We start from the raw sequence: 15,931 nt of genomic DNA on the forward strand, positions 1-15,931 counted from the left end.
TGAGCAGCCCGCGCCGGACGCCGGCGTGCCGCAGGCGGAACTCGACGCGATCCGCGCACGCGGTATCGAGCGCGGCGTCGACCTGCCGAGCCCCGGCGTCAGCGCGATGTGCGTGCCGGTGTTCGACGCCCAAGGCACGCTGCAACTCGCGTTGACGGTGATCGGTTCGACGGGCTCGATCGACGTCGACTGGGACGGCCCGATCGCGGCGGCATTGCGCGACGCGGCACGGCTGGCCACCGCATCCCTCGGCCGGGCCCCCGATGCGCCCCCCCCGGCGTCCGGCCCGGCCCCGGCCACCCCGCGCGTGCCGCCCGCACTGGCCGACGATGCGAAAGCGCAGCGCGGGATCAATGCCCTCGACAGCACCGGCGAACTGCTGCTCGCGCTGGTGTCGGCGGGCCGCGCGCTGCCGCTGCGCGATCTCGCGGCGGCCGCCGGCATGCCGGCCGCGAAGGCCTTTCCCCATCTCGTCAGCCTGCAGAAGATCGGCCTGCTGAGCCGCGACGACGCCGGCTGCTTCGGCGGCGGCCCGCTCGGGCAGGCGCTCGGCCTGATCGCGATGCAGCGCGTGTCGCCGACACGCGACGCGGAAGCCGAGATCGTCGCGCTGGCCGGCGCGACCGACATGAGCGTGGCGGCCGCGACGCTCGGGCCGCTCGGCCCGACCGTGATCCGCCTCGAAGAGTCGGCGCGACCGCAGCACGTGAGCCTGCAGGTCGGCACGGTGATGTCGCTCGTCAATACGGCGATCGGACGGATCTTCGCGGCCGGCATGTCCGACGACGTGCTCGCCGACCTGCTCGCCAACGAGCCCGTGCGCCTCGCGGGCCGCGCCGCCGCACCGGCCGACGACGCGTTCCGCGCACGGCTCGCGACGATCCGCGCGGACGAACTCGATTTCGCGTTCGACGCGCCGGTGCCGGGCATCGGGACGGTCGCCGCGCCCGTGTTCGATCACACCGGCAGCATCCGGCTCGTGATCGCGATCATCGGCTCGTCGCGCGGCTTCCCGCGCGGGCCGGACAGCGATCTCGCGCAGGCGTTGCTCGCCGCGACGCGACGGCTGTCGTGGCGGTTCGGGTGGATCGGCGGCTAGCCGTCCCCTTTTTTCTCTTCGTCCCTCTGCCAGTCCGCGCCGCGAGGCGCAGCCTCGTCACGCCTGCACGCGGGGCCTTTCCGGAGCGGGATAGCCGTATCAAGTGACCTCGCTATGAAGCCCCGCGCGACCGCGATTCATGTTGCATCGAGGCAACATAAACTGTCAGGAATTCTCATATAACGAAATCGCATTTCACAAAGCGGAGGCGTTTCGCTATGATTAGGGTTATCCCTAACTCGCCACCTATATGGGGCTTCGTCATGCAAACGTCTAACACCTCCGACCGTTCCACCGAATCCGCTGGCTGGCTCGCACGTATGGGCGAGCTGATTGCAGAAGCTTGGGCACTCCACCTCGAGAACTGCGAAGTCATCGCTGAAGCACACGCACGCCTGCCGCGCTGAACGCGCAATGGCGCGGCCGCCAGCCGCGCTGGCCGCACGACGCCCACTTGATCCGCTTGCCCGGACGCGCGCCATGAGGCCGCCGCGTCGGGCAACGGGTTGCAAGGCAAGTCGCCGGAAACAGGCCGGGTAGTCTCGTTGAATGCGCGCCCCGTTTCAGGCGCGCGTTGAAGTTGCTTTAAAGCCGATGCCGGCGCCGATCAACCTCGGCGCGGTTTTGTCTGCCGGTTGCCCTGGCGGGCAGCCGCTGTCTCGCCAGCGCGTGAGTCCGCCGGATCATCGCGAACGGAAGATTCATCCGCGTTGCAGGCGCCGAACCGCACCTCATGCGTTGCCCTCTCCCGATTGCCGGCTTGCTCCGCGCACATGCGCAGTCCCATGCGCCGTCGTTTCAACGACGGCCGCTCACGCTTCCCCGCCGTCATCACACCTGAATCGACGGCACGTCCTTCATGCAGCGCAGCGCGAACATCGAGCGGCTGTGGCGGATGCTCGAAATCTTGTACAGCTTTTCGCGCAGGAACCGCTCGTAGCCGGCCGTGCCGTCCACCGCGACCTTGATCCAGTAGTCGTACTCGCCCGACACGAGATAGGCCTCGAGCACCTCGGGCAGCGCGGCGAGTTCCTCGCCGAAGCGCGCGAGCGCGTCGTCTTCATGACGATCGAGCGTGACTTCGAGGATCACGATGTCCGCATAGCCCAGCTTGCGCTGATTGACGAGCGCGACGTAACCGTCGATGTAGCCGTCCATCTCGAGCTGACGCGTGCGGTTCCAGCACGCGGTGGTCGACATGCCGATCTGTTCGGCCAGTTCGGCGTTCGACAGACGCGCATTTTTCTGCAGTGCGCCGAGGATCTTGCGGTCCTGGCTGTCGAGCGTTTTCGGCGAGCGTTCACGTGTGGCCATGGCGAAAAGAATCTTCTACTGAAAACTGGGATTCTATCTGAACGGCATTCCGGATTTGTATCGGTTTGCGTGGAAAAGCGGAAGCCTTTTAATCCGGCCCCTTGATATATTTTTATCCATGCCTGCTGTCCGGCACGTTCCCGCGACAACCCCTTCGCATCGGGACGCACAGCCGCAATCACGAGTTGCGGTGCCGGCCGGCAGGCATGCGATTCCCCGCCGCCCGCGCGCCTATCCGGCCGCGCGGCCTCGGCGCCCGTGTTCCTGTTCCTGCCCTACCCGTCATGTCGTTCAGGCTTTACCTCTCGTTCCTCGCGGCTTCCGCCGTTCTCGTCTACGCCCCCGGCCCCGTCAACCTCCTCACCATGAACCAGGCGCTGCGCGCCGGCTGGCGCCGCGCGCTGCCGTGCGTCTGGGGCGGCACGCTCGCCGTGCTGCTGCAACTCGCGCTGACCGCGCTGTGCCTGAATTCGCTCGTGCATCTCGACGAACGCGCGCTGACCGTGCTGCGCTGGGCCGGCGCGGCCTACCTCGTCTGGCTCGGCTGCAAGCAATGGCTCAGCCGTGCGCCGGCCGGCGCCCCCGCCGCCTCGGCCGGCCCCGCCGGAACGGCCACGCCGGACACCGACTCGCACCGCGCGCTGTTCTGGCGCGGCGTGGCGACCTCGGGCCTGAATCCGAAGACGCTGCTGTTCTTCCCGTCGTTCTTTCCGCAGTTCATCAGTCCCAGCGACGACTGGAGCCTGAACCAGCAGTTCCTGCTGCTCGCGGCGACGTTCGCGGTGCTGTTCGCGGGCGGTGTCGCGTCGATGGCGCTGTTCTCGCACCGGCTGAGCCGTGCGCTGCAGCGGCCCGCGCGGATGCGCGCGATGAACCGCGTGACGGGCGGGCTGCTCGTCGGGATGGGCGCGATCATGGTCGGCTGGAACTGAAAGCGGCCGGCCTGCGTCATCGCGGCCGCCGCCAAAGTGCCTCTAAAAAGCAGCCGATCGCCGAATGCTTTAGGGTAGCGGCTGTTTCGTTGGACATGCCCGGCCAGCCGGGCGACTGGATGAAGCCCCTCACTTCCCGCCTGCGGCGCCTGTTCGCGCCGATCGGCCTGCACTGGTATCTCGCTCTCCTCCTCGCGCTCGACGCGCTCATGGTGCTGCGCCCCGTCGTCGAGCATGCCAGGCTCGGCGTGCATCACGCGTGGCTCGCCGATGCGCTGAATCTCGTCGACAACGCCGGTCTCGTCGTGTTGCCGCAAGTGGTCGTCGCGGCCGGCCTCGCGACGATGGCCATCGGCATCGTGCTGCGCGCCCGCGTCGCTTGGGTGCTGTCGATCCTGCTGCTGGTCGCGGCCGCCGCGATCAGCGTGCTCGGCGGCTACCGCAGCCACGCGGTGTTCGTCTATACGGCCGTGTTGGCCGTCGCGCTGCTGTACTACTGGCGGCACTTCGACCGCGCGAGCGTCGCCGCGAGCAGCCTGTTCGCGTTGCTGAGCATCGTGTCGCTGTTGATCTACGCGACCTTCGGCGTGCTGTATCTCGGCGACGAATTCACGCCGCCCGTCCACGATCTCGCCACGGCCGTCTATTTCTCGATCGTGTCGATGTCGACGGTGGGCTACGGCGACATCGTTCCGCACGCGCCGACCGCCCGCCTGTTCACCGCGTCGGTGATCGTGCTCGGCATCACGGTGTTCGCAACGTCGATCAGCGCGGTCGTCGGCCCCGTGATCGGCGGCAATCTGAAACGGATCGTCAAGGGAGGCATTTCGAACGTGATCCGCAAGCATCATTACCTGATCGTCGGCGCGACACCCGTCGCGCATGCGGTGCACGACGGGCTGCGCAAGCGCGGCTACGCGGTGACCGTCGTCGTCCCGGCCGGCGTCGAGCACAACTATCCGGCTGCGACCGACCTGATCGTCGGCGATGCGACCGACCACGCGGTGCTGGAACGCGCCGGCGCGGCAACCGCGCGTGCGGTGCTCGCACTGCGTTCCGACGATGCCGAGAACGCCTTCATCATCCTCGCGATCCGCGAGATCGCCCCGTCGGTACGCACGGTCGCGCTCGTGAACCAGCAGCGCAACCTCGAGCGGCTGCGCCTGCTGAAACCCGACATGGTGTTCTCGCCGCAGCAGCTGGCGGGCGAGCTGCTGGCCAGCACGCTCAACGACGAACCCGTCGACAAGTCGCTGATCTCGCACCTGCTGTTCGGCACGGCCGACGCCGCATGACCGTGTGACCGCACGACCCTGAGCCCCGGATTGGCCGGTGCGTGCCCGGTACAATCGCGCGATGTCCGAATTGTTCACTTACAGCGGCCTGTTCGCCGTGTCGATGGTCGCCGCGACCCTGTTCCCGCTCCAGTCCGAAGCCGTGCTTGCCGGCCTGCTGCTCGCCGGGCGCGAACCCGTATGGGCGCTGGTGCTCGTCGCGAGCATCGGCAACGTCGCCGGCTCGGTGGTCAACTGGGCGCTCGGCCGCGGCATCGAGCACTTCCGCGAACGCCGCTGGTTTCCCGTCAAGCCCGCCGCGCTCGCGCGCGCCGAGCGCTGGTATGCGCGCTACGGCCGCTGGTCGCTGCTGCTGAGCTGGGCCCCCGTGATCGGCGATCCGCTGACGATGATCGCCGGCGTGCTGCGCGAGCCGCTGCCGTCGTTCCTCGCGATCGTGACCGTCGCGAAGGTCGCGCGGTATCTCGTGATCGCGTGGCTCGTGACGCACTGACACCCGCTTCTCGCCGCCCACCCGCGCGATGGCCGCACTTGCCCGCGCCGCCATCGACGACGCGCCGCTAAAGATTTCGCCGAAGTTGCCGTATTAACCGGTCGACTAGCGGTGACGCGTGCGTTCCGCCCCCTCTCCCTCCCCACTCAGGATGTTGCATGAGATTGACCCAATTGGGCCGGGTGAGCGTCGGCGCGCGTCTTGCGGCGCTGGCGTGCGCGCTCGTTGCCGTGCTGTTTACCGTGTTCGCGTGGACGCTCGCCCATTTCGCCGGCCAGCAACTGGCTGAAGAAGCACACATGCGGATCGTCGACAAGGAACAGTCGATCCGCGCGATGGTCGACCTGTTCGACAAGGCGCTGTCGGCCGAAGCGAACCGCTCGATGACGCTGTTCGCGAGCTTCCTGCCGCCCGATTTCTCGCTCGACCCGGCGCGCACCGTCGACATCGGCGGCGTCGCCGCGCCGACCCTGCTCGCGGGCGGCCAGCCGCTCGACCTCGACTATTCGATTCCCGACCAGTTCCTGAAGAAAAGCGGCGCGATCGCGACGATCTTCGCGCGCGACGGCGACGATTTCGTGCGCATCACGACGTCGCTGAAGAAGCAGGACGGCGCGCGTGCCGTCGGGACGAAACTCGACCGTGCCGGCCCCGCGTACGCACCGCTCGTCGCCGGACGCAGCTACACGGGCCTCGCGAAGCTGTTCGGCCGGTCGTACATCACGCAGTACAGGCCGGTGACCGATGCGACCGGCCGCGTGATCGGCGCGCTGTTCGTCGGCCTCGACATCGGCGCCGAACTCAAGCTCGTCGAGGACGGCATCCGCGCGCTGAAGATCGGCGACAACGGCTACTACTTCGTGCTCGATGCGTCGCAGGGCCCGTCGCGCGGCACCTTCGTCGTGCACCCGGATGCCGACGGCCAGCGTGCCGACGACACGCGCGCGCCGTACGCGCAGATGCTCGCGGCCGGCCAGGGGCGGCTCGCGTACACGTCGACCGACCCGGCCGCGCACGATGGCGGCCCGACCGCGAAATTCGTGTCGTTCACGACGATTCCGCAGTGGCAGTGGCTCGTCGGCGGCATCGCGCTCGACGACGAACTGCTCGCCACCATGCGTGCCACCCGCAACCGCTTCCTGCTGATCGGCGCCGTGCTCGTCGCGGCGTTCGCGACGCTGTTCGTCATCGTGGTACGCCGCGTCGTGAGCCGGCCGCTCGATGCGGCGGCACGGGCCTCGGAACGCTATGCGGCGGGCGATCTCAGCGTGCGCATCCGGGATGGCGCGGCCACGCGCGGCCAGGCGGGCGACGACGAGATCGGCCGGCTCGTGCAGGCGGTCGACGGGATCGGCGACGGCCTCGCGCGGATCGTCGCGCAGGTGCGCAACAGCTCCGCCGACATCGCGCGCGGCACGGTCGACATCGCCGCCGGCAGCAGCGACATCGCCGCGCGGATCGCGACGCAGGCAAGCAGCGTCGAACAGACGGCCGCCAGCATGGAACAGATCACCGCCGCCGTGCAGCAGAGTGCCGAGCATGCGGCGCAAGCCAATGCGCTGGTCGCGGACGCGTCGGCCGCCGCGACGAACGGCGACGCCGCGGTGCAGCGCGTGGTCGCGACGATGGACGACATCGGCCGCGCGACGCGCCGGATCGCCGAGATCACGGGCACGATCGAAGGCATCGCGTTCCAGACCAACATCCTGGCGCTGAACGCGGCCGTCGAGGCCGCACGCGCGGGCGAACACGGCAAGGGCTTCGCGGTGGTCGCGGCCGAAGTGCGCGCGCTCGCGCAGCGCAGCGCGGCCGCGGTCAAGGAGATCGACGCGCTGAGCGCCGAATCGTCGACGACCGTCGAACAGGGCTACCGGATCGCGGAGGCCGCACGCGGCACGATGCGCGACATCGTCGCGCGCGTCGACCAGGTCAGCACGCTGATCGGCGAGATCAGCGCCGCGTCGCGCGAACAGTCGACCGGTATCGAGCAGGTGAACCTGGCCGTCACGCAGATCGGCGACGCGACGCAGCAGAACGCGATGCTGATCTCGGATGCCGAACGCGCGGCCGTCGCGCTGCGCGACCAGGCCGCGCACCTGTCGGACGCGGTCAGCGTGTTCCGGCTCGAACGGAATGCGTGACGGAGAACGGATGGCCGGCCAAGGCCGGCCCATCGCCTACTTCTTGTCGTCGCCCGCCAGATCGATCGCCTTGTCCGATCCCACCGCGTTGCGCAGCTGGAACTTCTGGATCTTGCCGGTCGACGTCTTCGGCAGTTCGCCGAACCGCACGGCCTTCGGCACCTTGAAGCCCGCGAGCAGCGCCTTGCAGTGCGCGACGATCTCCGCCTCGGTCACGCTCGCGCCTTCGCGCAGCTCGACGAACGCGCACGGCACCTCGCCCCATTTCGGGTCGGGCATCGCGACGACGGCCGCGACCGCCACCGCGGGATGCCGGTACAGCGCATCCTCGACCTCGATGCTCGAGATGTTCTCGCCGCCCGAGATGATGATGTCCTTCTTGCGATCCTTGATCCGGATATAGCCGTCCGGCATCAGCACCGCGAGATCGCCGGTATGGAACCAGCCGCCGTGGAACGCGTCGTCGGTCGCCTTCGGGTTCTTCAGGTAGCCCTTCATGCAGATGTTGCCGCGGAACATGATCTCGCCGAGCGTCTCGCCGTCGGCCGGCACCGGCGCCATCGTGTCGGGATCGAGCACCGTCGCGCCCGCCTCCAGGTGATAGCGCACGCCCTGGCGCGCGTTGAGCCGCGCGCGCTCCTCGTCGCTCAGTGCCTCCCAGTGCGACTGCTTCGCGCAGACGGTCGCCGGGCCGTAGACCTCGGTCAGTCCGTACACGTGCAGCAGGTCGAAGCCGATCTCCTTCATCTTCGCGATCACGGCCGGCGCGGGCGCCGCGCCCGCGACCATCGCGTGCACCGTGTGATCGATGCCTTCGCGGAATTCGGCCGGCGCGTTCGCGATCGCGCTCTGCACGATCGGCGCGCCGCAATAGTGCGTGATGCGTTCGCGGCGGATCAGGTCGAACACCGTCTTCGCATCGAACTTGCGCAGGCAGACGTTCACGCCCGCGCGCGCCGCGACGGCCCACGGGAAGCACCAGCCGTTGCAGTGGAACATCGGCAGCGTCCACAGGTAGACGGCGTGCTTCGGCATGTCCCATTCGAGGAGGTTGCTGACCGCCGCGAGATACGCGCCGCGATGGTGATAGACCACGCCCTTCGGGTCGCCGGTCGTGCCGGACGTGTAGTTCAGCGCGATCGCCTCCCATTCGTCGGCGGGCGGCGTCCATGCGTAGTCGGCGTCGCCGCTCGCGACGAGCGCCTCGTAGTCGGTCGCGCCCGCGAAGCGCGCGGGATCGGCCGGCATCGCATCGGCCACGCTGACGATCTTCAGGCCCGGCACCTCGAGCGCCGCGCGATGCGCGAACTCCGCATACTCGGTGTCGACGATCAGCACCTTCGCCTCGCCATGGCGCAGCATGAACAGCACCGACGACACGTCGAGCCGCGTGTTGATCGTGTTCAGCACCGCGCCGGCCATCGGCACGCCGAAGTGCGCCTCGACCATCGCCGGGATGTTCGGCAGCATCGCCGCGACCGTGTCGCCACGTTCGACGCCGAGCCGCGCGAGCGCGCTCGCCAGTTGCTTCGCGCGCGTGTAGGTCTCGCCCCAGGTGCGCCGCACGTCGCCATGCACGATCGCGAGGCGCTCGCCGTAGACTTCGGCCGTCCTGACCAGGAAGTCGATCGGGGTGAGCGGCACGTAATTCGCGTCGCGGCGGCCGAGCCCGGCCTCGAACATCTGCGTCATGATCCTGTCTCCCGTGTCCTGTCGACCGGGGCGCATCCACCCCGGATCGTTTTGATGTGGTTCAATTGCCGACAGCCTAACGGGCGCTATTGTGAGCCGTCTGTCATCGAAACGACAGAGTGCCTTTCACGCGCTGCGCGTTATCCCTATCCTCGCAAACCCGCACCCATGCACGACCCTCTCGCCGCATCGCCCGACGCCCCGCCCGACGCGCCCGCCCACCCGGCCGACGCCTTGCCCGAACCGGGCCCGCTGCCGGCGCTGGCCACGCTGTTCGGCCAGTGCGCGTGGTTCCGAACGCTCGCGCCCGAGCACCAGGCGCTCGTGCTCGCGCAGTCGCGTGTCGAGCAGTGCGAGGCCGGCGATGTGATCGCGCAGCGGCTCGCACCGTCCGAATACTGGATCGGCGTGCACCGCGGGCTGCTGAAGCTCGCGATCTTCAATGCGTCGGGGCGCGGCTGCACGTTCTCCGGCGTGCCGTCGGGCGGCTGGTTCGGCGAAGGCAGCGTGATCAAGCGCGAGCGGCGCAAGTACGAGGTCGTCGCGATCCAGCGCTCGACCGTGCTGTTCGTGCCGGTCGACACGTTCCATGCGCTGCTCGACACGAGCCTGCCGTTCACGCGCTTCGTGATCCATCAGTTGAACAACCGGATGGGCGAGTTCATCGCGTCGATCCAGAACAGCCGGCTGCTCGACGTCGACGCACGCGTCGCGCAGGCGCTCGCGCAGCTCTTCAACCCCGACCTGTACCCGGACACCGGCCCGTCGCTGTCGATCTCGCAGGAGGAACTGGGGATGCTCGTCGGCGTATCGCGACAGCGCATCAACCAGGCGCTGCAGCAGCTCGAGAAGCTCGGCGCGCTGCGGCTCGCGTACAACCAGATCGACGTCGTCGATCTCGGTGCGCTCGCGCGCGTCGGGATGGAGCAGATCTGAGCACGGGCTGATGAACGGAATCGCCATCGACGCAGCATTTCCATCCGGTATCACGGCCGTTTTCCGGTCGTCACGCCGCGCTGCGTTTCCTCTGCTGAATCGGCCATCGCGCGCGATGCGTCAACCTGACAATTCCGCCAGTTTCGCGACAGTAACCCGTTCCACGCCGACGCCTATCATTCGGGTTCCCTTTATCCACGCCTGATCACCGCCCGTCCCGCTGCCTCCATGTGGATCGTCAATCTCGCGCTCAAGCGCCCCTACACGTTCATCGTGATGGCCATCATGATCGTGCTGGCCACCCCGCTTGCGCTGATGCGCACGCCGGTCGACGTGCTGCCCGCGATCAACATTCCCGTGATCAGCGTCATCTGGAATTACAGCGGCTTCTCCGCGACCGAGATGACGAACCGCATCACGTCCGTGCATGAGCGGATCCTGACGACGACCGTCAACAACATCCAGCACGTCGAATCGACGTCGTTGCCCGGCATCGCGGTCGTGAAGGTGTTCCTGCAGCCGGGCGCGAACGTGCAGACGGCGATCGCGCAGACGGTCTCGTCCGCGCAGGCGATCGTGCGGCAGATGCCGCAGGGCGCGACGCCGCCGCTCGTGATCACCTATTCGGCGTCGAGCATCCCGGTGATCCAGCTCGGGCTGTCGAGCAAGACGCTCAGCGAACAGTCGCTCGCCGACATCGCACTCAACTTCCTGCGCCCGCAACTGATCACGGTGCCGGGCGTGCAGATCCCGTTCCCGTACGGCGGCCGCACGCGCGTGGTCGCGATCGACCTCGATCCGCGGGCGCTGCAGGCGAAGGGGCTCACGCCCGCCGACATCGTCAACGCGGTCAACGCGCAGAACCTCGTGCTGCCGACCGGCACCGCGAAGATGGGCCAGACCGAATACCGGATCGACACGAACGCGTCGGCCGACACCATCGCCGACATCAGCAGCCTGCCAGTCCAGACCATCAACGGCGCGACGACCTACCTGCGCGAGGTGGCGTCGGTGCGCGACGGCTTCGCGCCGCAGACCAACGTCGTGCGCCAGAACGGCCAGCGCGGCGTGCTCATCTCGATCCTGAAAAGCGGCGACGCGTCCACGCTCAAGGTCGTGTCGGACCTGAAGACGCTGCTGCCGAAGGTGATCCCGACGCTGCCCGAAGGGCTCACGATCACGCCGCTGTTCGACCAGTCGGTATTCGTCAACGCGGCCGTCCAGGGCGTGATCCACGAGGCGCTGATCGCCGCCGTGCTGACCGCGATGATGATCCTGCTGTTCCTCGGCAACTGGCGCAGCACGCTGATCATCGCGATCTCGATCCCGCTGTCGATCTTCACGTCGCTGATCGCGCTGTCCGCGCTCGGCGAGACCATCAACATCATGACGCTCGGCGGGCTCGCGCTCGCGGTCGGGATTCTCGTCGACGATGCAACGGTGACGATCGAGAACATCGAGCGGCACCTGCATCTCGGCACGAACCTGCACGACGCGATCCTCGAGGGCGCCGGCGAGATCGCCGTGCCCGCGTTCGTGTCGACGCTGTGCATCTGCATCGTGTTCGTGCCGATGTTCTTCCTGACGGGCGTCGCGCGCTTCCTGTTCGTGCCGCTCGCGGAAGCGGTCGTGTTCGCGATGCTCGCGTCGTACGTGCTGTCGCGCACGCTGGCGCCGACGCTCGCGATGCTGCTGTTCCGCCCGCAGCAGGCGGGCACCGGCTCCGGCCATGCGACGTCGCGCTTCGCGCGCATCCATCACGCGTTCAACGCGGCATTCGAGCGGCTGCGGGCGTGGTACATCGTGCTGCTCAGCATCCTGCTGGTGCGCCGCCGCTTCTACGCGACGTGCTTCCTCGGCTTCTGCGTGCTGTCGACGGGCCTCGTGTTCGTGCTCGGCCGCGACTTCTTCCCGAATGCGGATTCCGGCAACATCCGTCTGCACATGCGCGCGCCGACCGGCTACCGGATCGAGGAAACCGCGCGCCTCGCCGATCAGGTCGAGCGCGTGATCCGCGACACCGTGCCGCCCGACGAACTCGGCGCGATCGTCGACAACCTCGGCCTGCCGGTGAGCGGCATCAACCTGTCGTACAGCAACGCGGGCACGATCGGCACGCTCGACGGCGAGCTGCTGATCGCGCTGAAGCCCGGCCACCGCGCGACCCAGCACTACGTGCAGGCGCTGCGCAAAGTGCTGCCCGAGCGCTTCCCGGGCGTCGAGTTCTTCTTCCAGCCGTCGGACATCATCACGCAGATCCTCAACTTCGGCCAACCGGCCGCGATCGACCTGCAGGTGCTCGGCAACGATCTCGCGAGTAACATGACTATCGCGAGCCGCCTGATGAAAAAGATCAGGCAAATCCCCGGCGCCGTCGACGTGCATGTGCTCCAACGTAACGACGAACCGACCCTGCTGGCCGACATGGACCGTACGCGCATGCAGCAGCTCAACCTCTCCGCGCAGAACGTCGCGCAGAACATGCTGATCTCGCTGTCCGGCAGTTCCCAGACCACGCCGTCGTTCTGGATCAACCCGCGCTCCGGGGTCCAGTACCCGCTGCAGATCCAGACCCCGCAATACAACCTCGCGTCGGTCGACGACCTGCTCGGCACGCCGATCTCGGCGAGCGGCCGCACGGGCATGCCGCTGCAACTGCTCGGCAACCTCGTGCAGGTGCGCAGCACCGCGAACCCGGCCGTGATCACGCACTACAACATCCGCCCGGCGATCGACGTGTACGTGAGCGTCGAAGGCCGCGACCTCGGCGCGGTGGCCGGCGAGATCGACCGCATCGTGTCGGATGCGCACGCGACGCTGCCGCGCGGCACCGAGCTGACGATGCGCGGCCAGATCGAGACGATGCGCACGTCGTATATCGGCCTCGGCGCGGGCGTCGCGATGGCGATCGTGCTGGTCTACCTGCTGATCGTCGTCAATTTCCAGTCGTGGCTCGACCCGCTGATCATCATCAGCGCGATGCCGGCCGCGCTCGCCGGCATCGTCTGGATGCTGTTCATCACCGGCACGCACCTGAGCGTGCCCGCGCTGACGGGCGCGATCATGACGGTGGGCGTCGCGACCGCCAACAGCATCCTGGTCGTGTCGTTCGCGCGCCAGCGCCTCGCGGACGGCGCGCCGCCGCTCACCGCCGCGCTGGAAGCCGGCGCGACGCGGATCCGGCCGGTGCTGATGACGGCGCTCGCGATGATCATCGGGATGGTGCCGATGGCGCTCGGTCTCGGCGAAGGCGCCGAGCAGAATGCGCCGCTCGGCCGCGCGGTGATCGGCGGGCTGCTGTTCGCGACCGTGTCGACCCTGCTGTTCGTGCCGCTGGTGTTCGGCGGTGTGCATGCGCGGCTGGCCCGCCGGCGTGCGCGCCAGGCCGGCCACTGACTTTCGTCCCACTACCCGGTTGATTTGGTTGAATTCATGGAAGAGAAACATCACAGCGCAGTCGGCATCCAGGTGGACGAACACGGCATGCACCTGCCGACACGGTCGTCGGTGTCGCGACGCGGGAAAATCGTCCTGGTCGTGATCGGCGTGCTGCTGGCCGCCGGCGCCGCGCGCACGGTCGTCGTCAACGTGCTGAACCACAACCGGCTCGACGCGGTCGCCGAGCAGAACACGCGCCAGTACGTGACCATCGCGCATCCGGTCGATGCGGCCACCGGCGGCAAGCTGACGCTGCCCGGCACGCTGCGCGGCTTCGTCGAGGCGCCGATCTATGCCCGCGCGAGCGGCTACGTGCTGCGCTGGCAGGCCGACATCGGCGCGCACGTGAAGCAGGGCCAGACGCTCGCCGAACTCGACACGCCCGAGCTGAACCAGGAACTCGCGCAGGCCACCGCGCAGCGCCAGCAGGCGCAAGCCGCACTCGCGCTCGCGAAGACGTCGTTCGACCGCGCGCAGCAATTGCGCCAGCGCGATGCCGTCTCGCAGCAGGAGCTCGACGACCGGCAAGGCGCGTTCAACCAGGGCACCGCGAACCTCGCCGCGGCCGATGCGAACATGCGCCGCCTCACCGAGCTGAAAGGCTTCCAGCGGATCGCCGCGCCGATCGACGGGATCGTCACGCAGCGCAACGTCGACGTGGGCGATCTCGTCAGTTCCGGCAACGCGGGCCGCTCGCTGTTCACGGTCGTGCAGGCCGACCGGCTGCGCCTCTACGTGCAGGTGCCGCAGGCGTACGCGCAGCAGGTGAAGGTCGGCCAGCACGTGAGCGTCGCGCAGGCCGAGTTGCCGGGCCGGACCTTCGACGGGACGGTCACGCGCACGTCGGAGGCGATCGACGTCGCGACGCGCTCGCTGCAGATCGAGATCACGCTGCCGAACCCGGACGGCCGGCTGCTGCCCGGCGCGTACGTGCAGGCGACGCTGCCGATGACGCCGGTCGGCCGCCTGCAGGTGCCGGCCAATACGCTGCTGTTCCGCGCCGAAGGCCCGACGGTCGCCACCGTCGACGCGAACGGCCAGGTGCGGCTGAAGCAGGTGACGGTCGTGCGCACGATCGGGCAGACGCTCGAAGTCGATGGCCCGCTCACGCCGAACGACCGCCTCGTCACGAACCCGAGCGACGCACTCGCGAACGGCGACCCGGTGATCGTCACGGCGCCGGCCGCGAAGCCGGCCTCCGGCGCCGCGGAGGCGAAGTCGTGATCGCGATGCGCTTCCGCCGGCGGCCTGCCGCCGTCTCCATCACGTCGGTTGCGCTCGCCGCCGCGCTCGCCGGCTGCACGGTCGGCCCCGATTACAAGCGGCCCGACGTCGACACGCCGGCCGCGTGGCGGCTCGACCCGGCGGATGCGTACTGGCATCCGGCCGCGCCCGCCCGCGCGCCGCTCGACCCGGCATGGTGGACCGCGTTCGGCGATCCGCAGCTCGATGCGCTGGAAGCGGACGCGCTGCGCAACAACCCGAACCTGAAAGCCGTCGCCGCGCGCTACGACCAGGCGAAGGCGACGCTCGCGTCGGTCGCCTCGGCGCAGTATCCGGCCGTCGGCCTGAACGCGAGCGGCCAGCGCTTCAAGATCTCCGCCGACCGGCCGCAGACCAACTACGCGACGAAGAGCACGTCGACCGTGCAGAACGAGATCCAGGTCGGCGCGGCCGTCAGCTACGAACTCGACCTGTTCGGCCGCGTGCGGCGCAGCGTCGAATCGGCGCAGGCGACCACCGAGCAGGCCGGCGACGATTTCGCGAACGCGCGCCTGGTGCTGACCGCCAATCTCGCGTCGAGCTATTTCGCGCTGCGCGAATTCGACACCGAGATCGACGTCGTCAAGCGCTCGATCGACCTGCAGCAGAAGGCGCTCGACTACGTGAGCGCGCGCCACGACCTCGGTGCGGTGTCGGGCCTCGACCTGCTGCAGCAGCGCGCGCAGCTCGATGCCACGCGCACGCAGGCGCAGTTGCTGCTCCAGCAGCGCGTGCAGGTCGAAACCGCGATCGCGACGCTGGTCGGCACGCCGGCCCCCGCCTTCTCGATCGCGCCGCGCGTCGTGCCGATCAACGCGCCGGCGCTGCCGACCGGCCTGCCGAGCGACGTGCTGCAGCGGCGCCCCGACGTCGCGTCGGCCGAGCGCGCGATGGCCGCCGCGAATGCGCAGATCGGCGTCGCGCGCGCCGCGTATTTCCCGCGCATCACGCTGTCGCCCGATATCGGCTGGGACGCGACGCGCTTCGCCGGCCTGTTCACCGTGCCGGCGTTGCTGTGGTCGGTCGGCGGGTCGCTCAGCCAGCCACTGTTCGAAGGCGGCAAGCTGAAGGCCGGCGTCGATTTCGCGCAGGCCGGCTATGTCGCCGCGCAGGCCAGCTACCGGCAGACCGTGCTCACCGCGTTCCAGGAGGTGCAGAATGCGGTCACGGGGCTGTCGGTGCTCGCCGACGCCGCGCAGCAGGCCGCCGCGGAACCACCCCGTGCCGGCGACGGAAAGCTCGTCGACGAAGATCACATGACGCTGTACGTGTTCGATCGCGATGCGCCCGGCAAAAGCGCGTGCGACAGCGCGTGCGCGGCCAACTGG

General features: G+C 68.7%; 11 protein-coding genes. 9 read left to right on the plus strand and 2 right to left on the minus strand.

The features are described 5' to 3' along the window. A partial coding sequence (locus G3N96_RS33155; protein ID WP_206139829.1) for an IclR family transcriptional regulator C-terminal domain-containing protein occupies positions 1-1,099 on the plus strand: 1,099 nt, incomplete at its 5' end. 831 nt (positions 1,100-1,930) lie between these two features. Here G3N96_RS33155 and G3N96_RS33160 read toward each other — a convergent pair. Next, positions 1,931-2,413: an Lrp/AsnC family transcriptional regulator gene (locus G3N96_RS33160; protein ID WP_031402108.1), complete on the minus strand. Its 483-nt coding sequence runs from the start codon at positions 2,411-2,413 to the stop codon at positions 1,931-1,933. A gap of 284 nt (positions 2,414-2,697) precedes the next feature. Here G3N96_RS33160 and G3N96_RS33165 point away from each other — a divergent pair, with 284 nt between their 5' ends. The 4 genes from G3N96_RS33165 to G3N96_RS33180 all read left to right on the plus strand — a co-directional run bounded on the left by G3N96_RS33165 (position 2,698) and on the right by G3N96_RS33180 (position 7,274). Continuing rightward, positions 2,698-3,345, plus strand: a complete 648-nt coding sequence (locus tag G3N96_RS33165) for a LysE family translocator (RefSeq protein WP_124577854.1) — start codon at positions 2,698-2,700, stop codon at positions 3,343-3,345. 119 nt (positions 3,346-3,464) lie between these two features. Next, entirely contained in the window at positions 3,465-4,640 is a 1,176-nt protein-coding gene (gene kch / locus G3N96_RS33170; protein WP_206139830.1) for a voltage-gated potassium channel protein, read from the plus strand. Between the two features lie 61 nt (positions 4,641-4,701). Beyond that, on the plus strand, positions 4,702-5,133 hold the full coding sequence (locus G3N96_RS33175) for a YqaA family protein (RefSeq protein WP_206139831.1): 432 nt from the start codon (positions 4,702-4,704) through the stop codon (positions 5,131-5,133). Positions 5,134-5,291: 158 nt separating this feature from the next. Then, complete coding sequence (locus tag G3N96_RS33180) at positions 5,292-7,274, plus strand: methyl-accepting chemotaxis protein (protein ID WP_206139832.1); 1,983 nt, start codon at positions 5,292-5,294, stop codon at positions 7,272-7,274. Positions 7,275-7,310: 36 nt separating this feature from the next. Here G3N96_RS33180 and G3N96_RS33185 read toward each other — a convergent pair whose 3' ends face one another. Beyond that, positions 7,311-8,966: an acyl-CoA synthetase gene (locus G3N96_RS33185; protein ID WP_206139833.1), complete on the minus strand. Its 1,656-nt coding sequence runs from the start codon at positions 8,964-8,966 to the stop codon at positions 7,311-7,313. A 168-nt stretch (positions 8,967-9,134) separates the two neighbouring features. Between G3N96_RS33185 and G3N96_RS33190 the strand changes: the two genes are divergently transcribed. The 4 genes from G3N96_RS33190 to G3N96_RS33205 all read left to right on the plus strand — a co-directional run. Further along, positions 9,135-9,902: a Crp/Fnr family transcriptional regulator gene (locus tag G3N96_RS33190; protein WP_206139834.1), complete on the plus strand. Its 768-nt coding sequence runs from the start codon at positions 9,135-9,137 to the stop codon at positions 9,900-9,902. Positions 9,903-10,130: 228 nt separating this feature from the next. Further along, positions 10,131-13,298, plus strand: a complete 3,168-nt coding sequence (locus G3N96_RS33195) for an efflux RND transporter permease subunit (protein WP_206139835.1) — start codon at positions 10,131-10,133, stop codon at positions 13,296-13,298. 36 nt (positions 13,299-13,334) lie between these two features. After that, complete coding sequence (locus G3N96_RS33200; RefSeq protein ID WP_206139836.1) at positions 13,335-14,564, plus strand: efflux RND transporter periplasmic adaptor subunit; 1,230 nt, start codon at positions 13,335-13,337, stop codon at positions 14,562-14,564. A 5-nt stretch (positions 14,565-14,569) separates the two neighbouring features. Continuing rightward, positions 14,570-15,931 (plus strand): efflux transporter outer membrane subunit (locus G3N96_RS33205; RefSeq protein ID WP_241022943.1); only part of this gene is annotated, 1,362 nt, incomplete at its 3' end.

Origin of the sequence: Burkholderia sp. Se-20373, from assembly GCF_017104705.1 — a bacterium.
Classification (GTDB): Bacteria; Pseudomonadota; Gammaproteobacteria; order Burkholderiales; family Burkholderiaceae; genus Burkholderia.